The 17,536-nt window shown below is 51.1% G+C and carries 31 protein-coding genes and 1 tRNA gene; 29 read left to right on the forward strand and 3 right to left on the reverse strand.

Going from position 1 to position 17,536, the window contains the following annotated elements; genetic code table 11:
• The first annotated feature begins 49 nt into the window (after window positions 1–49).
• The 23 genes from rplP to IPH59_00700 all read left to right on the forward strand — a co-directional run bounded on the left by rplP (window position 50) and on the right by IPH59_00700 (window position 11,682).
• Entirely contained in the window at window positions 50–469 is a 420-nt protein-coding gene (gene rplP / locus IPH59_00590; GenBank protein ID MBK7090212.1) for a 50S ribosomal protein L16, read from the forward strand.
• A gap of 6 nt (window positions 470–475) precedes the next feature.
• Window positions 476–715 (forward strand): 50S ribosomal protein L29, encoded by a 240-nt coding sequence (rpmC, locus tag IPH59_00595; protein ID MBK7090213.1) that lies wholly within the window; start codon window positions 476–478, stop codon window positions 713–715.
• Window positions 716–717: 2 nt separating this feature from the next.
• Window positions 718–972, forward strand: a complete 255-nt coding sequence (rpsQ, locus tag IPH59_00600; GenBank protein MBK7090214.1) for a 30S ribosomal protein S17 — start codon at window positions 718–720, stop codon at window positions 970–972.
• 3 nt (window positions 973–975) lie between these two features.
• Window positions 976–1,344 (forward strand): 50S ribosomal protein L14, encoded by a 369-nt coding sequence (rplN, locus tag IPH59_00605; GenBank protein ID MBK7090215.1) that lies wholly within the window; start codon window positions 976–978, stop codon window positions 1,342–1,344.
• A gap of 4 nt (window positions 1,345–1,348) precedes the next feature.
• Window positions 1,349–1,669, forward strand: a complete 321-nt coding sequence (rplX, locus tag IPH59_00610; GenBank protein MBK7090216.1) for a 50S ribosomal protein L24 — start codon at window positions 1,349–1,351, stop codon at window positions 1,667–1,669.
• A gap of 10 nt (window positions 1,670–1,679) precedes the next feature.
• The gene (rplE, locus tag IPH59_00615; protein MBK7090217.1) at window positions 1,680–2,222 is read left to right on the forward strand and encodes a 50S ribosomal protein L5; all 543 of its coding nucleotides are present in this window, start codon (window positions 1,680–1,682) and stop codon (window positions 2,220–2,222) included.
• Window positions 2,223–2,231: 9 nt separating this feature from the next.
• The gene (locus tag IPH59_00620) at window positions 2,232–2,417 is read left to right on the forward strand and encodes a type Z 30S ribosomal protein S14 (GenBank protein MBK7090218.1); all 186 of its coding nucleotides are present in this window, start codon (window positions 2,232–2,234) and stop codon (window positions 2,415–2,417) included.
• A gap of 17 nt (window positions 2,418–2,434) precedes the next feature.
• Window positions 2,435–2,833, forward strand: coding sequence for a 30S ribosomal protein S8 (rpsH, locus tag IPH59_00625; GenBank protein MBK7090219.1), 399 nt, complete (start codon window positions 2,435–2,437; stop codon window positions 2,831–2,833).
• A 15-nt stretch (window positions 2,834–2,848) separates the two neighbouring features.
• Entirely contained in the window at window positions 2,849–3,385 is a 537-nt protein-coding gene (gene rplF, locus IPH59_00630) for a 50S ribosomal protein L6 (protein ID MBK7090220.1), read from the forward strand.
• A gap of 12 nt (window positions 3,386–3,397) precedes the next feature.
• A complete protein-coding gene (locus IPH59_00635; GenBank protein MBK7090221.1) occupies window positions 3,398–3,772 on the forward strand; it encodes a 50S ribosomal protein L18 in 375 nt (124 codons plus the stop codon).
• Window positions 3,773–3,794: 22 nt separating this feature from the next.
• Entirely contained in the window at window positions 3,795–4,283 is a 489-nt protein-coding gene (gene rpsE / locus IPH59_00640) for a 30S ribosomal protein S5 (protein MBK7090222.1), read from the forward strand.
• 3 nt (window positions 4,284–4,286) lie between these two features.
• Window positions 4,287–4,469, forward strand: a complete 183-nt coding sequence (gene rpmD / locus IPH59_00645; protein ID MBK7090223.1) for a 50S ribosomal protein L30 — start codon at window positions 4,287–4,289, stop codon at window positions 4,467–4,469.
• Window position 4,470: 1 nt separating this feature from the next.
• Window positions 4,471–4,917, forward strand: coding sequence for a 50S ribosomal protein L15 (rplO, locus tag IPH59_00650; GenBank protein MBK7090224.1), 447 nt, complete (start codon window positions 4,471–4,473; stop codon window positions 4,915–4,917).
• Complete coding sequence (gene secY / locus IPH59_00655) at window positions 4,914–6,230, forward strand: preprotein translocase subunit SecY (GenBank protein MBK7090225.1); 1,317 nt, start codon at window positions 4,914–4,916, stop codon at window positions 6,228–6,230. Before rplO ends, secY begins: the two co-directional genes overlap by 4 nt.
• Entirely contained in the window at window positions 6,227–7,642 is a 1,416-nt protein-coding gene (gene map, locus IPH59_00660; GenBank protein MBK7090226.1) for a type I methionyl aminopeptidase, read from the forward strand. Before secY ends, map begins: the two co-directional genes overlap by 4 nt.
• Window positions 7,642–7,860 carry a translation initiation factor IF-1 gene (gene infA, locus IPH59_00665; protein ID MBK7090227.1) on the forward strand — a complete coding sequence of 73 codons (219 nt, stop codon included), beginning with the start codon at window positions 7,642–7,644 and terminating at the stop codon, window positions 7,858–7,860. Before map ends, infA begins: the two co-directional genes overlap by 1 nt.
• A 25-nt stretch (window positions 7,861–7,885) precedes the next feature.
• Complete coding sequence (rpmJ, locus tag IPH59_00670; GenBank protein MBK7090228.1) at window positions 7,886–8,002, forward strand: 50S ribosomal protein L36; 117 nt, start codon at window positions 7,886–7,888, stop codon at window positions 8,000–8,002.
• Between the two features lie 15 nt (window positions 8,003–8,017).
• Window positions 8,018–8,398: a 30S ribosomal protein S13 gene (rpsM, locus tag IPH59_00675; protein MBK7090229.1), complete on the forward strand. Its 381-nt coding sequence runs from the start codon at window positions 8,018–8,020 to the stop codon at window positions 8,396–8,398.
• Window positions 8,399–8,439: 41 nt separating this feature from the next.
• Complete coding sequence (gene rpsK, locus IPH59_00680; protein ID MBK7090230.1) at window positions 8,440–8,832, forward strand: 30S ribosomal protein S11; 393 nt, start codon at window positions 8,440–8,442, stop codon at window positions 8,830–8,832.
• Between the two features lie 19 nt (window positions 8,833–8,851).
• Complete coding sequence (gene rpsD, locus IPH59_00685; protein ID MBK7090231.1) at window positions 8,852–9,463, forward strand: 30S ribosomal protein S4; 612 nt, start codon at window positions 8,852–8,854, stop codon at window positions 9,461–9,463.
• Window positions 9,464–9,485: 22 nt separating this feature from the next.
• On the forward strand, window positions 9,486–10,463 hold the full coding sequence (locus IPH59_00690; GenBank protein ID MBK7090232.1) for a DNA-directed RNA polymerase subunit alpha: 978 nt from the start codon (window positions 9,486–9,488) through the stop codon (window positions 10,461–10,463).
• Window positions 10,464–10,541: 78 nt separating this feature from the next.
• Complete coding sequence (rplQ, locus tag IPH59_00695) at window positions 10,542–11,003, forward strand: 50S ribosomal protein L17 (protein ID MBK7090233.1); 462 nt, start codon at window positions 10,542–10,544, stop codon at window positions 11,001–11,003.
• Window positions 11,004–11,328: 325 nt separating this feature from the next.
• Window positions 11,329–11,682, forward strand: coding sequence for a VOC family protein (locus IPH59_00700; protein ID MBK7090234.1), 354 nt, complete (start codon window positions 11,329–11,331; stop codon window positions 11,680–11,682).
• Window positions 11,683–11,801: 119 nt separating this feature from the next.
• On the opposite strand, the gene IPH59_00705 is transcribed toward IPH59_00700, so the two are convergent.
• Window positions 11,802–12,497 carry an SDR family NAD(P)-dependent oxidoreductase gene (locus IPH59_00705; protein MBK7090235.1) on the reverse strand — a complete coding sequence of 232 codons (696 nt, stop codon included), beginning with the start codon at window positions 12,495–12,497 and terminating at the stop codon, window positions 11,802–11,804.
• Window positions 12,498–12,685: 188 nt separating this feature from the next.
• Here IPH59_00705 and IPH59_00710 point away from each other — a divergent pair, with 188 nt between their 5' ends.
• From IPH59_00710 to IPH59_00730, 5 genes are all read left to right on the forward strand, one after another.
• Window positions 12,686–13,054, forward strand: a complete 369-nt coding sequence (locus IPH59_00710) for a hypothetical protein (GenBank protein MBK7090236.1) — start codon at window positions 12,686–12,688, stop codon at window positions 13,052–13,054.
• A 147-nt stretch (window positions 13,055–13,201) separates the two neighbouring features.
• Complete coding sequence (gene plsY, locus IPH59_00715; GenBank protein MBK7090237.1) at window positions 13,202–13,810, forward strand: glycerol-3-phosphate 1-O-acyltransferase PlsY; 609 nt, start codon at window positions 13,202–13,204, stop codon at window positions 13,808–13,810.
• Between the two features lie 44 nt (window positions 13,811–13,854).
• Window positions 13,855–14,862 carry an NAD(P)-dependent glycerol-3-phosphate dehydrogenase gene (locus IPH59_00720; GenBank protein MBK7090238.1) on the forward strand — a complete coding sequence of 336 codons (1,008 nt, stop codon included), beginning with the start codon at window positions 13,855–13,857 and terminating at the stop codon, window positions 14,860–14,862.
• Window positions 14,863–14,936: 74 nt separating this feature from the next.
• Window positions 14,937–15,242, forward strand: a complete 306-nt coding sequence (locus IPH59_00725) for a MerR family transcriptional regulator (protein ID MBK7090239.1) — start codon at window positions 14,937–14,939, stop codon at window positions 15,240–15,242.
• A 76-nt stretch (window positions 15,243–15,318) separates the two neighbouring features.
• Window positions 15,319–15,391 (forward strand) — tRNA-Pro (locus IPH59_00730).
• A gap of 32 nt (window positions 15,392–15,423) precedes the next feature.
• Here IPH59_00730 and IPH59_00735 read toward each other — a convergent pair.
• Window positions 15,424–16,284 carry a kinase/pyrophosphorylase gene (locus IPH59_00735; GenBank protein ID MBK7090240.1) on the reverse strand — a complete coding sequence of 287 codons (861 nt, stop codon included), beginning with the start codon at window positions 16,282–16,284 and terminating at the stop codon, window positions 15,424–15,426.
• A gap of 114 nt (window positions 16,285–16,398) precedes the next feature.
• Here IPH59_00735 and IPH59_00740 point away from each other — a divergent pair, with 114 nt between their 5' ends.
• Window positions 16,399–17,238, forward strand: a complete 840-nt coding sequence (locus IPH59_00740; protein MBK7090241.1) for an NAD(P)-dependent oxidoreductase — start codon at window positions 16,399–16,401, stop codon at window positions 17,236–17,238.
• A gap of 8 nt (window positions 17,239–17,246) precedes the next feature.
• Here the strand turns inward: IPH59_00740 and IPH59_00745 are convergent, their stop codons facing one another.
• Window positions 17,247–17,477, reverse strand: coding sequence for a hypothetical protein (locus IPH59_00745; protein MBK7090242.1), 231 nt, complete (start codon window positions 17,475–17,477; stop codon window positions 17,247–17,249).
• Between the last annotated feature and the right edge of the window lie 59 nt (window positions 17,478–17,536).

Here is a 17,536-nt window from a genome sequence, read left to right on the forward strand (position 1 = left end):
ACGGATATATTGCAAGTCTGTCACTTTTGGGATTTTGGAGTAGTAAATTATGTTAATGCCAAAAAGAATCAAGTATCGCCGGCACCACCGCGGTCGTCGCAATGGACTGGCGTATCGTGGTTCCGATATCGATTTCGGCGAGTTTGGTCTTAAGGCATTAGAACCGGCCTGGATAACCAATCGCCAGATCGAAGCCGCGCGTGTGGCTTTAACGCGTCATATCAAACGCGGCGGCAAGATTTGGATTCGGATATTTCCGGATAAGCCGGTGACCAAGAAGCCGGCGGAGACGAGAATGGGTAAGGGCAAGGGCGCACCGGAGTTTTGGGTTGCGGTAATCAAACCGGGACGCATTCTCTTCGAGATAGAAGGTGTCAACGAGAAGCTCGCTGAAGAGGGAATGAGACTTGCCGCTTCGAAGCTTCCACTTAAGACGAAATTTGTGAAACGCGAAGCAGCGGCGGCGTAGAGAAATATGAAAATTGCAGCCTTACGGGATTTGACCCACGAAGAGGTCACACAGAAGAAATTAGAGCTGGAGGATGAGTTGTTCAATCTCCGGCTGAAAAAGAAAACCAAGCAAGCGCAGAATCCGGTTCGGATGCGTTTCGTACGCCGCGACTTGGCCCGCATCTTCACGCTGTTGCGCGAAGAGCAATTGGGCAAGACGCACCTTGCTGAGAGTGCCAAGATCATGCTGGATAAGAAGGAGTAGGGGTGGAGAGACAATTTCGCAAAACCAGAGTAGGCGTCGTCGTATCCAACAAAATGGAAAAGACGATTACCGTTGAGCTGGAACGCAAGATGAAGCATCCGTTGTACACCAGAGTTATCAAGCGCCGCTCGAAGCTGTATGCTCACGATGAGCAGAATACTGCCGGGATTGGCGACAAGGTTCTGGTTATGGAAACCCGCCCACTCTCCAAGTTGAAAAGATGGCGTCTGGTTAAAGTCGTCGAGAAAGCGGTATAGGAAATGATTCAGGAATATTCGCGGCTAAACGTCGCAGATAATTCGGGCGCCAAGAAGGTGATGTGTTTCCGCGTATTGGGCGGCACGCGCCGGCGTTATGCCCGGATCGGCGACATTATTGTCTGCACGGTCAAAGATGCAATTCCAGGCGGCACGGTAAAGAAATCGGAAGTCTGCCGCGCCGTTGTGGTTCGGACTGTTGATGCGGTTCGTCGCAAGGACGGTTCGACAGTGCGTTTTTCTGAAAACGCTGCCGTTATCATCAACGATCAAAAAGAACCGCGCGGTACCCGTATCTTTGGGCCGGTAGCCCGCGAATTGCGCGAGAAGCAGTTTATGAAGATCGTATCGCTGGCTCCGGAGGTTGTGTAACAATATGAAGATCCGCAAAGGCGATACGGTAAGAGTGCTCAGTGGCAAGAACAAGGGCAAGACTGCGCGCGTGCTTATGGTCAATCCCGAAAAAATGCGCATCTGGGTTGAGGGTGTCAATCTGGTCAAACGCCATTCGCGTCCGACACAGAAGAACCCCAAGGGCGGTGTAGTTGAGAAGGAAGGTTCGCTGCATATTTCGAAAGTGATGCTGGTAGATGCCAAGGGTGAACCAACGCGCGTCGGATATCACGTCGTACGCAGCGAGAATGGCCGGATTTCCAGCAAGCTTCGCATCAGCAAGAAGTCGGGAGAAAACATTTAAGTAAACGATTATGGCAAGATTCAAATTATACTACAAAGACGAAGTTATACCGCGCTTGATGAAAGAGGGCGGATATAAGAACGTCATGCAAGTGCCGAAGATTACGAAAATCGTAATCAATATCGGACTGGGCGAAGCGATTCAGAACGCAAAGGCGTTGGAGGCGGCGACTGGCGATCTGACAATGATCACCGGCCAGAAACCGCACGTACGCCGTGCTACCAAATCGGTCGCAAACTTCAAATTGCGCGAAGGCATGCCTATCGGCATCGCGACCACTCTGCGCGGCGAGAAGATGTATGAATTTCTTGATCGTTTGGTTTCAGTAGCGTTCCCGCGTGTTCGCGACTTTCGCGGCATTTCGCCGAAGTCGTTTGATGGCCGCGGCAACTACACCATCGGTTTGAAAGAGCAAATTCTTTTCCCGGAAATCGACTATGATAAGATCGACAAGATCCGGGGTATGAATATCACAATTGTCACGACGGCGAAGACGGATGAGGAAGCATTGAATTTGCTGACTCACATGAAGCTGCCGTTCAGAAAGTCGTAAGGAGCACGCTTGGCAAAAACCTGTTTGATTAAGAAGCAGCAGCGCACGCCGAAGTTTTCTTCGCGTGCATACAGCCGCTGTCGTCGTTGCGGACGCCCCCGCGCCTATTACAGAAAGTTTGGCATCTGCCGTTTATGTTTCCGCGAGATGGCGCTGGCCGGTGATTTGCCGGGCGTTGTCAAGGCGAGTTGGTAGGGAAGGATTAAGAGACGATGACGACCACAGATCCGATTGCGGATATGCTGACCCGCATCCGAAATGGCTGCAAGGCCCGGATGAAGAAGGTTGATGTTCCTGCTTCAAACATCAAGCGTGAAATTGCCCGAATTCTTGAAGAGCATCGCTTTATCAAGAAGACGATTGAAGTCAAAGACGACAAACAAGGCATTCTGCGCATTTACTTGCGCTATAACAAATTCGATGAGCCCGTCATTCGCGGTATTCGCCGTGTGTCGCGCCCGGGTTTGCGCCAATATGCCAACAATGAAAAGATACATAAGATGAGCCGCAGCATGGGCATGACAATCCTGACAACCTCGCGCGGTTTGATGACGAGTGAAAAAGCGCTCAAAGAGAAGGTTGGCGGAGAAGCTCTCTGCTACGTGTGGTAGGATTAGAGGATTATTATGTCGAGAATAGGTAGAGCCCCGATAACCGTACCGGACAAGGTGAAAATCGAATTGTCTGGATGCGATATGAAGGTCACCGGACCCAAAGGTTCGTTGGAAAAAACCTTCCATCCTTCGATGAAGATCAAGATCGACAAAAGCGTCGTTACGGTTGAGCGTCCGGGCGACAGCAAATTTCATCGTTCGCTTCACGGCCTGACCCGCCAGTTAATTTTCAACATGGTGCAAGGCGTGACCGTGGGATTCCAGAGGGAACTGGAAATCCAGGGTGTAGGTTATCGTGCAGAACTCGTCGGCAAGGCTTTGAAAATTGCCGTTGGATTTTCGCATCCGATAATTGTCAAGCCGGTGCCGGGAATTTCGGTTGTGCTTGATGACCCGACGCATTTCAAAGTCGTCGGAATGGATAAAGAACTGGTCGGTATGATGGCGTCGAAAATACGCGGCTTCCGTCCGCCGGAACCATACAAGGGCAAAGGTATTCGCTACAAGGGCGAGGCCGTACGCAAGAAAGCCGGCAAGACCGCGGCATAGTGGAGTAACAAAATGTCTGACAAGAATTCGATACATCAACGCATGCAGAAACGCCGCCAAATGCGCGTGCGTAAAAAAGTTCAGGGTTCAGCGACTCGTCCGCGTTTGTCGGTCTATCGTTCGGCCAAGAATATCTATGCGCAAGTTATTGATGATGTCGCCGGTATCACGCTGGTTTCATCATCGAGCATTGACAAGGATATGGTCGAGACGGTAAAGACCGCTAAGAAGAAGGGCGATCTGTCCACCCTGGTCGGCGAAAGTGTCGCGAAGAAGGCGATTGCCAAGGGCATCGAATTAGTCGTGTTCGATCGCAATCGTTACGAGTACCACGGGCGCGTCAAAGGCGTTGCCGAAGGTGCTCGCAAAGCTGGTTTGAAATTTTAGTCGGTAGATTGAGGTATATAGTTTGGCTCGCTACGAATCAGAAGAACAAGAACTGCAGGAAAAAGTCATCCACATCAACCGGGTAGCGAAAGTTATCAAGGGTGGACGACGCTTCTCCTTCACGGCCATCGTCAGTGTCGGCGATCGGCAGGGTCAGGTCGGCATCGGTCTGGGTAAAGCCTCAGAAGTAGTCGATGCCATCCGCAAGGGCACCGAGGCCGCACGCAAGGGAATGGTACGTGTTTCGATTGTCCATGGCACGATCCCGCACGAGATTATCGGCCGCTACGGCGCAGCGCGTGTGCTGCTGAAGCCCGCTTCAGCAGGTACCGGTGTTATCGCCGGCGGAACGGTCCGCGCGATTCTTGACGCCGCCGGCGTTCAAGATATTCTGACCAAGTCGCTGGGTTCGAGCAGTCCGCACAACGTCGTTAAGGCGACTATGGACGGTTTGATGCGTTTGCGCACCAAGGAAGAACAGCGCGGCTTCCGCGAACTGGAGTTGAGTTAGTTTATGGCGAAGCAGTTAAGAATTACGCTGGTGAAAGGTCTGTCCGGACACATTGAAGCGCACCGCGGAACGGTTCGCGCTTTGGGTATCCGCAAGACGAACCACAGTGTCGTCCACAATGACACGCCGCAGATCCGCGGTATGGTGAAATCGATTAGTTATCTGCTCAAGGTGGAGGAAGTTTAAGATGAAGCTGGGCGAACTACAAAAAGCGAAAGGCTCCACCACAAGTCGCAAGCGTGTCGGTCGCGGCCCGGGTTCGGGATTGGGCGAGCAGTCTACTCGCGGACACAAGGGCGCGCGCGCGCGTGCCGGTTTCAAATACAAACCGTGGCACGAAGGCGGCCAGATGCCGCTGTTGCGCCGTCTGCCTAAGCGCGGATTCCACAATATTCACGGCACAGTGTATCAAGCCGTCAATGTCGATGACATTGCCCGCAAATTCACTGCCGGCGCCGAGATCACAATTGCGAGTCTGAAAGAAAATAATCTAATCAGATCACTGAATAGACCGGTGAAGGTTCTGGGAAACGGTGAGCTAAAGGTCAGCGTCACTTTGAAAGTGCATGCTGCTTCCAAGTCGGCAATTGACAAGATCACCGCGGCCGGAGGGAAGGTGGAAATCGTCAAGTGATCGAGAAAATACAGAATATCTTTAAGGTCAAAGAGCTGAGGGAGAGGATTCTTTTCACCCTCGGCATTTTGATTATATACCGCATCGGCAGTCACGTACCGACTCCGGGTATTGATGCAGCATTGCTGCAGCAGTTTTTCACCAATCAGGCCGGGACTCTTTTCGGCATGTTTGACATGTTCGTCGGCGGCGCTTTCCAGAAAGCGACGATTTTTTCGCTGGGTATCATGCCGTACATTTCGGCATCGATTATCATTCAGTTGCTGACGCCGATTTTCCCGTATTTCCAGCGCCTCGCCAAGGAAGGTGAAGAAGGCCGCCGGAAAATCACGCAGTATACGCGTTACGGCACCGTAGCGATTGGTTTAATGCAGTCGTTTGGTGTTGCTGTTTGGTTGCAATCACTTCAGCCCGAACCGGGCATTTCCGTTGTCGTGAATCCCGGCGTAGGGTTTATTATGCTGTGCATGATCACCTTCACAGCTGGAACGATATTCATTATGTGGTTGGGTGAAAAGATCACCGAGCGCGGTATCGGCAACGGTATTTCGCTGATTATTTTCATCGGCATTATTGCAACGTTTCCGCGCGCTGTTATTGATTCGTTTACCGACATTCAGTCGGGAGCACGTTCGATATTCAGCGAGTTGTTCCTGTTAATTCTGATGATCGCGACAATCGCAGCGATTGTTGTCGTCACTCGCGCACAGCGCAAAATTCCGGTCCAGCATGCAAAGCGCATCGTTGGCCGCAAGGTAATGGGTGGTGTCACCACACATCTGCCGCTATCGGTTAATACCGCCGGCGTCATTCCGATTATCTTTGCCCAGTCGATCATGTTTGCTCCGGCAACTCTGTTGACTCTGTTCCCGCAGTCCGATTTCGTGCAGAACTTTGTCAGTTATTTGCAGCCCGGAGAGATTGTTTATAGTGTCGTTTATGGCTTGATCATTGTGTTCTTTGCTTACTTCTACACCGCTATCGTTGTCAATCCGATTGACATGGCGGATAACATGAAGAAGCAAGGCGCATTTATTCCGGGTATTCGTCCGGGTCGAAGCACGGCTGAGTATATTGACCGTGTGCTTACCCGCATTACGCTGCCCGGAGCCATTTTCTTCGCGGTCATCGCTGTGATGCCGTATATTTTGATTAAGGCGTTTGATGTCAAGTACTACTTCGGTGGTACAGGCATTCTGATTGTGGTCGGCGTTGCTCTTGACACGCTGCAGCAGGTTGAGTCGCATTTGATTATGCGGCACTATGAAGGCTTCATGAAGCAGGGCAGAATCAAGGGCCGCTCGGCGCTATGAGGCGACTGGTCCTCCTTGGTGCGCCAGGGTCCGGCAAAGGCACGCAAGCCAAGATACTGGCTGCAAGTCTCGGACTGACGCATCTCTCAACCGGTGATATCCTGCGCGAAGAAGTTCGCACCGGCACCGAGTTGGGAATCAAAGCCAAGGAGTACATGAACGCCGGCAAACTGGTTACCGACGCGCTGATTCTCGAAATGATCGAGGCGCGTTTTGCCAGCGACGACGTTCGCAGCGGGTTCATTCTGGATGGGTTTCCCAGGACTCTGCCGCAAGCCGAAGGCTTCGACAAGCTGGCAGAGCGTCTGGAACTTCAGATCGACGCCGTTGTTAATCTTGAAGTCGATAGCGAAGCCATTGTCAAGAGACTGAGCGCTCGTTCGACTTGTTCAACTTGCGGTACGATCTATAACGATCTTACGAAGCCGCCGAAACGTCCGGGTCTTTGCGATCTGGATAACGGCCTTTTGCACCGCAGGACCGACGACAGCGAGATGGTGGTTCGCCACCGCCTCAATGTTTATTTTCAGCAGACCAAGCCCCTCGAGGTCTACTACCGCGAGAGGGAATTGATAATTAGTGTACAGGGTGATAATCCTGTGGAAGTCGTCACGGCGGAGATTATTTCGAAGCTGGAGATGGCTAAAAAAAAAAGCAGAATGATAGAACTGAAGTCGAAATCTGAGATCGCCAAGGTCGCCGAAGCTGGCCGAATTGTCGCACAAGCGCACGATTTGGTCGAATCGATGCTCAAGCCGGGTGTCGAAACGCGCGAGATTGATGATCGTGTGCGCGAGCTGATAATCAAGGAAGGCGGAGTGCCTTCGTTTCTTGGTTATCGCGGCTATCCGGCGTCGACCTGCATCTCGATTAATGAAGTGATCGTGCACGGTATTCCGGGGCGTCGCAAGATCAAGGATGGCGACTTGGTTTCAGTTGATATTGGCGTTTATAAGAATGGATTTCATGCCGATGCAGCCCGCACGTTTTTGGCAGGCAGCGCCGGCGACGAGAAAGAAAAGATCGCTAAGATCGTTCGCGAATCGCTGGAAGCAGGGATTGCTGCCGGTAAGCCGAATGGACGGTTGGGTGATATCTCCAACGCAATTCAGAAACACGCCGAGCGCAACGGTTACTCTGTCGTTCGCGACTTGGTGGGACACGGCGTTGGACGTGCATTGCACGAAGATCCGCAGATTCCCAATTATGGCGCCGCCGGATCAGGACCGGTTCTCAAGGTGGGAATGGTATTGGCGATTGAACCAATGATCAACGCCGGAACCTGGGAGATTGAGACATTAGAAGACGGCTGGACAATCGTGACCGCAGATCGTAAGCTCTCTGCACATTGGGAGAACACTTACGCGGTAACGAGCGACGGCATCGTAGCACTAACAGTTAGCGAGAATTGATGACCAAAGAAGCGACCATTAAAGTCGAAGGTAAAGTTTTAGAACCACTGCCAAATGCCATGTTCAGAGTCGAACTTGACAACGGTCACAAGGTATTGGCGCACGTTTCCGGCAAGATGAGAATGCATTTCATAAAAATACTGCCGGGTGACAAGGTGACATTGGAATTGTCTCCTTACGATTTGAGTAAAGGTCGCATCGTTTATCGATACAAGTAGAAGATTTGTTTCTGGAGTTAAAGATATGAAAGTTCGTTCGTCAGTAAAACCGCGCTGTGAGCATTGCAAAATTATTCGCCGCAACGGCATAGTTCGGGTGATTTGCAGCAAAAATCCGCGTCACAAACAGCGTCAGGGATAGGATCAGGAGGAGAAATTGGCTCGTATTGCAGGCGTAGACTTACCGCGCGAAAAGCGCCTTGAAATTGCGCTTACCTATATTTTCGGTCTGGGACCCGCATCAGCGCGTGAGATTCTCAAGAAGACCGGAATCAATCCTGATCTGCGCGTTCACAAGATGACTGAAGAAGACGTTGCGAAATTGCGCAGCGTGATTGAAAACGATTACCGCGTAGAAGGTGTGCTTCGCAGCGAAGTTGCCATGAATATCAAGCGCTTGATTGATATCGGCAGCTATCGCGGACTGCGCCACCGCCGCGGATTGCCGTTGCGCGGACAGCGCACCAAGACGAACGCTCGCACCCGCAAAGGTCCGAAGCGGACGATCGCCGGCAAGAAGAAAACGCCGACGAAGTAGGATTGTAATGATTTTTAGTTTTCCGATACAGGAGAGGTTAATTGGCTAATCCGAAACCAAAAGGTAAGAAGAAGAAAGCGCGCCGCATCGATCCGATGGGTGTGGCTCATATTCAGTCGACGTTTAACAATACGATCATTTCGATCTGCGATTCCACCGGTGGTGTGATTGCCTGGTCGTCGGCCGGAAAATCCGGATTCAAGGGTTCGAAGAAATCGACGCCGTTTGCGGCTCAGCTGGCAGCGACTTCTTCAGCCAAGGAAGCAATCGATCAGGGTCTGCGTAAAATCGAAGTTTGGGTCAAGGGACCGGGTTCCGGTCGCGAGGCGGCGATTCGTTCACTTCAGGCGGCTGGTCTTGAGATCACCGCTATTAAGGATGTCACTCCGATTCCTCACAACGGCTGCCGTCCGCCTAAGCGGCGCAGAGTATAGGGTGGGGAGGTAAATAATTATGGCAAGATATACAGGTCCGAAACATAAGATGTGCCGCCGTCTCGGCGAAAAAGTTTGCGATTCACTGAAGTGTCCGGTTGACCGCCGTCCGTACGGTCCGGGTCAACACGGCCAGGGCATGCGCCGCAAGCTGTCCGAGTATGGCATCCAATTGCGCGAAAAGCAGAAGGTGCGTTCGATTTACGGCGTGCTGGAAAAGCAGTTCCGCAATTATTTCGAAGAAGCCAACCGCATGAAGGGCGTGACGGGCGAAAACCTGTTGCAGCTTCTGGAATGCCGCTTGGACAATATTGTATTTCGTTTGGGCTTTGCGCCAACGCGTCGCGCTGCGCGGCAGTTGGTTCGTCATCGCCATTTCGTGGTGGGCGGACATATCGTCGATATTCCGTCGTACCAATTGAAACCGCATGAGTTAATCCGCGTGAAGGATAAGTCGCGCAAGCTGGATATTATTCACATGGCGCTTAAGAACTCCGACCGTTCATCAGACTTGCCCTGGCTGCGTGTCAATAAGGCTTCACTGGAGGGCGAACTGCTAGAGTTGCCAAAGCGTGCCGATATACCGGTTCCGGTTTCCGAGCAGTTGATTGTGGAGTTGTACAGCAAGTAGTTTAGCAAGGAGAGTAGCTATAATGAAGTGGAGAAATCTGGTGCTGCCGAAAGAGGTAGCGACCGAAGGAGTGTCGGAGGATCAGCGCTTTGCGCGTTTCGTACTCGAACCGCTGGAGCGCGGATTTGGTGTTACGATCGGCAACTCGCTGCGTAGAATTCTGCTCTCGGCCATTCAGGGAGCTGCAGTAACTTCGATTCGCATCGAAGGCGTGCAGCACGAATTTTCGACGATTCCGGGTGTCTATGAAGACGTCACGCAGATTGTCTTGAATCTGAAGAAACTCAGAATCAAGATGCACAATGACGATCCGAAGACCCTGAAGTTGGCGATCACCGGCAAAGGCAAATACAATGCCGGCAAGATTGAACCGAACGCTGATATCGAGATTCTGAATCCGGATCTGCATATTCTCGAGTTGACCGAAGACAAGAAGTTCAATATCGAAATCGATATGGACTTGGGTCGCGGATATGTCCTCGCTGAGGGCAACAAGCGTCCTGACCGTCCGGTTGGAACGATCTTGGTGGACTCGTTGTTCAGCCCGGTCATTAAGGTGAATTATAATGTTGAAAATACCCGCGTGGGCCAGCGCACCGACTACGATCGTTTGACGCTTGAGGTTCTGACCGACGGCTCGCTAAGTCCGGAAGAAGCGATTGGATTCAGCGCCAAGCTGCTTGCCGATCACTTGCGCTTCTTCATTCACATCGACGAAGATATCATTCCAGTCGAAGAGAAGAAGGAAGACGAAGAGATCGTCCGCGTTCGTAATCTGCTAAATACCCGGGTTGATGAACTCGAACTTTCGGTGCGCTCATCCAATTGTCTGCGCGCCGCGAATATCCAAACCTTGCGCGATCTGGTGACCAAGTCGGAATCAGATATGCTGAAGTATCGTAACTTCGGACGCAAGTCGCTCACCGAGCTAAGCGCCATTCTGGACGAGCAAGGTATGAGCTGGGGTATGGATATTTCTAAATTTATCGCGAATGAATAGACTGAGGAGAGTGATACTGTGTTACATCATGGCAAGAAAACCCCGAAGCTAAGCCGTACGGCCACCCACCGTAACGCTATGCTTTCCAACATGGCAGCGTCGCTCTTCCTGCACTCGAAGATGACGACCACGACGCCGAAGGCAAAGGCGCTTCGTCCCTACGTCGATCGTTTGATCACGAAGGCGAAGGACGGCACGCTGCATAGCAAGCGTCTGGTTGCGAGCTACATGCCGCACAAGGTCGCTTTGAAGAAGCTGTTCGAAGAAATCGCTCCGAAGATGAGCGAACGGACTTCCGGTTACTCGCGCGTAATCAAAGCCGGTATGCGCCGCGGCGACAACGCCGAGGTGTCGGTAATCGAGCTTCTGCTCGACAAGCCGGTCGAGACAGTCGAGAAGAAGGAAGGCAAGGGCAAGGCATCTAAGGAGAAGGGTGATGCACCGGCAAAGACCGCTGCTCCGAAGAAAGCCAAGTCAGCTAAGGCAGGAGCTTCCAAGCCAAAAGCCAAGGCAGCAAAGACGGCCAAAGCCGGTAAGTAGTGCATATTAATCGCGAAAGCGATTCTGAATTCGAGAGGCGGATGATGCGAATCATTCGCCTTTTTCGTTATAATCAGACTCATGCGAGAATGTAGGGCAGGTCTCCAAGTGCGTGTTTCAAATTCTCAGCCTGCATCCGATTATGGGGCCCGCCCCACAAATCTATTCAGCTTTCTCATTATCAGCGGTTTATCATCGACAACTCCGGTCGAGAATATGATTGATTTCGTCGCAGCGGTTCTTCATCTTGAAAAATCAGATGTCGCTTGTTTGGCGATAGTCCGTTAGCCACAATTCAAATCACGACTAAGAAAGGATCGAACGTATGGCGCACCCAGTAGTACACTTTGAGATCGGCTGCAAAGACGGCCAGCAAACGCAGGATTTCTACTCCAAGCTCTTCGACTGGAAAATCGCAGAAATGGGTCCCGCAAGAATGATCGACACCGGCGACAAGGTGGGCATTCAGGGACATATTAGCAGTCTCGGTCATGAGCCTCACCAGTATGTAACTGTTTATGTACAGGTCGAAGATATCAATGCCTGCCTGGCGAAAGCAAGTCAATTAGGCGGCAAGACTCTTGTGCCAGCGACACCCATTCCCGGTATGGGAGAATTCGCCTGGTTGTCCGACCCGGGTGGAAACATCATCGGACTCTGGACATCGATTTCCCAATAAGGGGATTGAATGGCACTTAGTCGAGCTCTCAATCGCGCCTACTGCGAGTTCGGCAGTCTATAGGTCAAATCCCCGGAAGAGCGACCGATTAACTGAAACTGTGCCCTTGGTTGCCAAGGCTACCGAAGCAGCAGTTTCGCTCGAACGATGAAACGAAGGAGCCATACCAGAGGAACCAGCGCAATTGGTTTCGTAGCTCTAATCCTTGGACGCTTGATCACTTTGAGAATGAACTCAGCAGCTTGGTCGGGCGACAGCAAGAATGGTTTCACCGGGGATTTTGCCATCTTCGTATCCACAAATCCGAAGCGAATATTACTGACATTGATACTCTTTGATTTCGCAGCTATTCCGAGACCCTCCCAGTATCTCGATATTCCTGCTTTCGACGCACTGTAGCTCGGTGCGTCGGGTGACGTCAGTTCGTCAGCCATTGAGCTGATTCCGATGAAATGACCATTGCCTTGGTTCTGCATCGCAGTCAGTACAATCTCCGTGGTTATCACGGCTGCCATTAGATTTACTTCGAAGACGCGAGTCTCAAACCGAAGATTGGTCCAATCGAGTTGATCGCCAATTCCAGCGAAGTAGATGCAAAGATCGATGTGCGGATATTCAACCAAGATTTCGTTCAGTCGAGAACGGTAGTTGGTAGCAGAAACATCCTGCAGAAAGTGGCGGTAGTGAGGATGATGGAGCGAAGAGCTCGATTTGGATACGCCGACTACCCTAAAGTCGAGAGCCAGGAGTTTCTTGGTTACTTCGGCGCCAATCCCGCTTGTGTTGCCGATCAGGAGTGCAGTTTTATTGGTCATCTATTGACACAAATGTAGAATGTAGTTGTTCGGAGTGCAATTAGATTATCCTGTCCATTATCCGGACTTGCCCGAGTTGTCCAAACCGAACCTATTCCAGAGTTAGAAGGCAACTTTGTTGTTGTGTGGGTGACGTTCGTTTGATAGTTTGGCGTCGAACAAAATTATGTACTCAGGGAGAATGTGAAATGGGCAAAGGCTGCAAAGTACTGCTAATAGTCGGGATCGTCATATTGGCGCTGGTCATCGTAGGCGGGATTATTGGCTACACGCAATGTGACAAGATACAAAGTTTTGCTGCGACGAAAGCCGTAGAATCAATGGAGAAGGATGTCCTCGCAAATATTCCTGAAGGCTTCAATGTTGATGAAGTAAAGGCAACTTTGACTGAACTCAAAGACAAGATGAAGCAACTTGTCGCAGAAAAGAAGCTCGATTTCACGAAAATGTCGCCAATGGTTAATCAGTTTAAAGAATCTATGAAGGACAGAAAGCTCACGGCTGAGGAGCTTGACAAACTGATCGAGCAGATTCGGGAATTTATCAAGAGCTCATAGCTGGAAAACGGTATAACCCACCCCGTCTCTGAACCTCTCATCGGCTCGGAGCCAACCCTTCAGGGGAAGGGTATCATTAGTGGCGGCGACGGCTTCAGCGGTTGAATGTGCCGTTGCGAGTATCGACCGACACCGAAGACTATGACAATGACTCCGACAATACTTCTTCTTGTTGGATCTTACCTATTTGGTTCGATTCCATTTTCGGTGATCATCGGATACCTGTTTGCCGGTGTCGATGTCCGCAAGCACGGATCGGGAAATGCCGGCGCTACCAATGTCTATCGCGTTGCAGGATTAGCGGCAGCGATAATCGCGGGTTTGCTTGACGCGCTTAAAGGGGTAATTCCGGTTTTGACTGCTAAGATGTTGTTTCCCAACACCGAGTGGCTCCAAATCGCCTGCGGATTGGCTGCAGTAGTTGGACATATCTTCCCGATTTTCGCAGGATTCAAAGGCGGCAAGGGAGTGAATACTCTTCTGGGAATGTTCATTGTACTGCTACCAATCGAGATGCTGATATGTTTGGGAGTCTTTGGCATCGTATTCGCAATCACGAGAATCGTATCGTTGGGATCGATGACGGCTGGAGTAACACTTTCAGTGATTGCGCTAATCGAAAAGTACATAATGGCAAAAAATATGTCACTGCTTTTACTTTCCGCTTGCATCGGCGTGACTCTGCTTGTATTATTCACACACCGAGCAAACATTCGAAGATTGGTCCGGGGTGAAGAGAAGAAGTTGTCTCGTTGACCAAGCTTTGAAAAGTTGGTTGACTAACCTGAGTCCGGGGATGTATGGCGAGAGTTTCGGTTCTAGGTGCAGGAGGGTGGGGAATTGCGATCGCCAATCTACTTGCCGAGACCGACAACCAGGTAATCCTCTGGAAACATGATCCCGCTGCTGTAAAAAAGCTAATCACTACCCGGCGCGACAACACCAAGTTGCGCGGCGTGGATATCCACAAGAAGATTCAAATTACCCACGACATGGCCGAGTCAATGGATGATCGCGATATCATCATTCTTGCTATTCCTACGCAAAATGTGCGTCGGGTCTGCGAGAAAATCAGAGCTACCGGCAAACCGGTGCCGATCGTCGTCAGCCTGTCCAAGGGTATCGAGATAACTACCTTACAACGAGTGTCGGAAATCATCGCCGACGTACTTGGTGACGACGTTGCCGATCGCGTAGTCGTCTTGTCGGGGCCGTCACATGCCGAGGAGGTCTCCCGCAATGTGCCGACTTCGGTCGTTGCCGCCGGAATCAAACACGGTTCGCTTACTGAAGTGCAGCACCTGATGTCGACCGCGAGTTTTCGCGTTTATACGTCTGATGATGTCATCGGAGTTGAGCTTGGCGGGGCGCTGAAAAACGTAATTGCCCTTGCTGCCGGAATGCTCTACGGCCTAAGACTGGGAGATAACACGACCGGGGCATTGCTAACGAGAGGACTGGCGGAGATGTCGAGACTTGGCGCCAAAATGGGCGCTCGAGAGGAGACTTTCGCCGGATTGTCAGGTCTTGGCGACCTGGTGACTACCTGCGTTTCATTCCATAGCCGTAATCGTTATGTCGGTGAAAGGATTGGCAGGGGAGAAAAACTTCCGGAAATCATGTCTTCTATGACAATGGTCGCCGAAGGAGTCCCAACGACAAGAGCCGCTGTTCGTCTCGCCGAGAAGTACAATGTCGAGATGCCTATTACACGTCAGGTATACGAAGTCCTCTTCGACTCGAAGTCTCCTGCACAAGCGCTGAGTGACCTGATGAGCCGAGAACTCAAGAGTGAGGTCTACTGTTAGAGAAAGAATGCGAGCGTGATGCTGTGAAGAACGGCGAAGAGAAACTTTACTATTCCATATCTGAAGTCGCAGAAATGACTGACGTCAAACCGTACGTATTGCGGTTCTGGGAGAAGGAATTTCCGCTTCTGCGTCCGAAGAAAAATCGCGGCGGTAACCGCACTTATCAAAAGCGAGAGATCACGCTGGTCAATCGAATTAAGTCGCTTTTGTATGAAGAGGGCTATACAATCGAAGGTGCCCGCCAGAAGCTCTCAGAATCATCCCGCGACATTCGACGCGAGGACAAACTGATCGAGCTTTTGGGGCAGATTAAGAAGGAGCTGATGGAGCTCGAGCGGGTTCTGACTTTGAATAGCCCGAACGGCTCCAAACCGTAGGACAACCCGCCTGCAATAGTTCCGAAATTCGATTGTATTCTGAACCGATATCGCTTATTTTAGCGTCCCCCTGATTCGGGGCGTGGCGCAGTTGGTAGCGCACTCGCTTGGGGTGCGAGAGGTCGGCAGTTCAAGTCTGCTCGCCCCGATTTTGATTCCCAAAACTACAGCCGCAGTTGACCTACATCTCTGGAGTCATGTCGACTGAAATCTTGAGTCGGTCGAGTATTTCCGCACCGACTTCTTCGATGGCGCGTCGCGTTACATCAACGGTTTCCCATCCCTGTTTAGCAAAGAGCATCCGGCAAAAACGCAGTTCACCGCGCACCTGCGTGATGTCGTGATAGTTCATGATGGCGTGGCGATTGTCCTTGCTTCCCATCAGCAATGATGCGCGTTCTTCCCGTACTCGCGCCAGTTCGTTGGCGTCAATCATCAATCCAATAACACTTTGCTTCGGCGCCTTGTTGGTGCGGCTGACCAGCTGGGCGCCGTATGGCTCTTCAGAGATAATCGGAATGTTGACGACTTTCAGGCCGAAATTGCAGGCGAGGTACATGCTGATAGGCGTCTTGCAGGTTCGTGAAAGCCCGACCAAGACAATGTCAGCTTCTTCGATGCGGTGGCCGCGGCCATCGTCATGCTCGACTGTATAGCCGATGGCATCGAGTTTTCGATAGTATCGATCATCGATGATCTGAAGCAACCCGGGACGATATTGCGGATGAACTCCAAGGAATTTTGAAAGGGTCTTGATCATTGGACGAAGGACATTTAGATGAAGGATACCCTTTGAGTCGAGCAGCTCGTGAAAGTACTCGCCGTGCTCGATGGAAATTATCGAATAGACGACGAGGTAGTCATCTGTAATCTCGGAGACGATCGCGTCGATTTGTTCTTTTGTAGTAATACCCTGGTAGGTCTTCTTGATATGGAACGCTATCTTCAGGTTGTCGTATTGTGAAAGGACGGCATCAAGTAGCCGCTTGGCAGTACGGCCCGTACCGTCGGAGATAATGATGATGTTTTTGCCTTTGTCCATAGAGTAGTTGCTCCTCGATTACAACGATATCAATTGCGGCGCTCAAAACAAAGGCTTTGTTGGGCAGCCGGGGGATAGCATAAATTGGATTAGAGATTGAAAGGAAGAGTTGATATGGCAACAGGGTTCATTGGCTTGGGCAATCTTGGGCGCGCTATTGCGCAACGACTGATTGATTGCGGTCAGGAATTGGTAGCATACAATCGCACGGCATCGAAAGCCGAAGGACTAAAGGCGCGAGTTGTTACCAACATCGACGAATTGTTACCGAGCTGCCCGACGGTGATGCTTTGCCTGTTCGATAGTAAAGCAGTTGCTGAGATACTACCGCAAGCTTTGGCTCTCCAGCCAAAGGGCCGGCTTGTAATCGATTTGAGTACGAATCATCATCGGCAAGTGCTCGACTTCCATCGCGTGTGCGCCGATGCCGGCTGTGAGTATCTTGAGTCACCCGTATTGGGAAGTGTCATTCCGGCTTTGCGTGGTGAGTTGACAGTGCTCGCGAGTGGAACTCACTCTACATTCGAGAGAGGAAAGCCGATGCTGGACATCATCGGCAAGACTATACATTTCCTACCACAGCCCGGCACAGCGACGCGAATGAAGCTAATCAACAATCATCTTCTCGGTACATTCATGGCGGCGATTGCGGAAGCAACCACACTGAGTGTACGAGCGGGCATTTCGCGCGAGCAGGCAATTGCAATCTTAAGCGGCGGTGCAGGCAATTCTGCAGTCTTCAATGCAAAACGGGAAAAGTTACTCAACGATGACTACTCGCCGCATTTTTCTGCGGCACTGATTCAAAAGGATCTCGGCTATCTGCTGGAGTTGGCGGACGAAACTGGAATGGAAACTTTGTTGGCGCGAACCTCGAAGAGCTTATATGACCGAACAATGAATGATAATCCGCACGAGATTGACTTCTCGGCGGTGATGAAGTATCTGAAGTGAACAACGAGTTAGCTGATCAGAGTTTGATCGTCTTTGCGGCGCGACATTGACGCAAGCACAACTGCAATAATTGGCAACACGATCATCACGATCACAAGCGCTGCCGGCAGAAGCCCCAACATGCCGCCACGAAGGAAGTTCGTAAATCCAAGAACGGATGAAAGTACTAAAACCCAGAAAAATAGTGTGATTCCAAGTAGTACGGTAGCTGCGCCCATCAATCTATTACGGTGAACCAAGTTAGTCTCCTGTCTATACTCAAACTATATCGGAGGGGGAGATATTATGTTTAGTTGGC

This window comes from bacterium, from assembly GCA_016708315.1.
Lineage (GTDB): Bacteria > Zixibacteria > MSB-5A5 > CAIYYT01 > CAIYYT01 > JADJGC01.

What these genes read in the sequence shown, in the direction of transcription:
- infA (MBK7090227.1), top strand. Translation starts at nt 7,642, where the DNA reads ATGACCAAAGAAGCGACCATTAAAGTCGAAGGTAAAGTTTTAGAACCA.
- IPH59_00700 (MBK7090234.1), top strand. Translation starts at nt 11,329, where the DNA reads ATGGCGCACCCAGTAGTACACTTTGAGATCGGCTGCAAAGACGGCCAG.
- rplX (MBK7090216.1), top strand. Translation starts at nt 1,349, where the DNA reads ATGAAGATCCGCAAAGGCGATACGGTAAGAGTGCTCAGTGGCAAGAAC.
- rplQ (MBK7090233.1), top strand. Translation starts at nt 10,542, where the DNA reads ATGCTTTCCAACATGGCAGCGTCGCTCTTCCTGCACTCGAAGATGACG.
- rpmJ (MBK7090228.1), top strand. Translation starts at nt 7,886, where the DNA reads ATGAAAGTTCGTTCGTCAGTAAAACCGCGCTGTGAGCATTGCAAAATT.
- IPH59_00740 (MBK7090241.1), top strand. Translation starts at nt 16,399, where the DNA reads ATGGCAACAGGGTTCATTGGCTTGGGCAATCTTGGGCGCGCTATTGCG.
- rplO (MBK7090224.1), top strand. Translation starts at nt 4,471, where the DNA reads ATGAAGCTGGGCGAACTACAAAAAGCGAAAGGCTCCACCACAAGTCGC.
- IPH59_00720 (MBK7090238.1), top strand. Translation starts at nt 13,855, where the DNA reads ATGGCGAGAGTTTCGGTTCTAGGTGCAGGAGGGTGGGGAATTGCGATC.
- map (MBK7090226.1), top strand. Translation starts at nt 6,227, where the DNA reads ATGAGGCGACTGGTCCTCCTTGGTGCGCCAGGGTCCGGCAAAGGCACG.
- rplE (MBK7090217.1), top strand. Translation starts at nt 1,680, where the DNA reads ATGGCAAGATTCAAATTATACTACAAAGACGAAGTTATACCGCGCTTG.
- rpsH (MBK7090219.1), top strand. Translation starts at nt 2,435, where the DNA reads ATGACGACCACAGATCCGATTGCGGATATGCTGACCCGCATCCGAAAT.
- rpmD (MBK7090223.1), top strand. Translation starts at nt 4,287, where the DNA reads ATGGCGAAGCAGTTAAGAATTACGCTGGTGAAAGGTCTGTCCGGACAC.
- rpmC (MBK7090213.1), top strand. Translation starts at nt 476, where the DNA reads ATGAAAATTGCAGCCTTACGGGATTTGACCCACGAAGAGGTCACACAG.
- rplF (MBK7090220.1), top strand. Translation starts at nt 2,849, where the DNA reads ATGTCGAGAATAGGTAGAGCCCCGATAACCGTACCGGACAAGGTGAAA.
- rplN (MBK7090215.1), top strand. Translation starts at nt 976, where the DNA reads ATGATTCAGGAATATTCGCGGCTAAACGTCGCAGATAATTCGGGCGCC.
- IPH59_00725 (MBK7090239.1), top strand. Translation starts at nt 14,937, where the DNA reads ATGACTGACGTCAAACCGTACGTATTGCGGTTCTGGGAGAAGGAATTT.
- plsY (MBK7090237.1), top strand. Translation starts at nt 13,202, where the DNA reads ATGACTCCGACAATACTTCTTCTTGTTGGATCTTACCTATTTGGTTCG.
- IPH59_00690 (MBK7090232.1), top strand. Translation starts at nt 9,486, where the DNA reads ATGAAGTGGAGAAATCTGGTGCTGCCGAAAGAGGTAGCGACCGAAGGA.
- rplP (MBK7090212.1), top strand. Translation starts at nt 50, where the DNA reads ATGTTAATGCCAAAAAGAATCAAGTATCGCCGGCACCACCGCGGTCGT.
- IPH59_00735 (MBK7090240.1), bottom strand. Translation starts at nt 16,284, where the DNA reads ATGGACAAAGGCAAAAACATCATCATTATCTCCGACGGTACGGGCCGT.
- IPH59_00710 (MBK7090236.1), top strand. Translation starts at nt 12,686, where the DNA reads ATGGGCAAAGGCTGCAAAGTACTGCTAATAGTCGGGATCGTCATATTG.
- IPH59_00705 (MBK7090235.1), bottom strand. Translation starts at nt 12,497, where the DNA reads ATGACCAATAAAACTGCACTCCTGATCGGCAACACAAGCGGGATTGGC.
- IPH59_00635 (MBK7090221.1), top strand. Translation starts at nt 3,398, where the DNA reads ATGTCTGACAAGAATTCGATACATCAACGCATGCAGAAACGCCGCCAA.
- rpsD (MBK7090231.1), top strand. Translation starts at nt 8,852, where the DNA reads ATGGCAAGATATACAGGTCCGAAACATAAGATGTGCCGCCGTCTCGGC.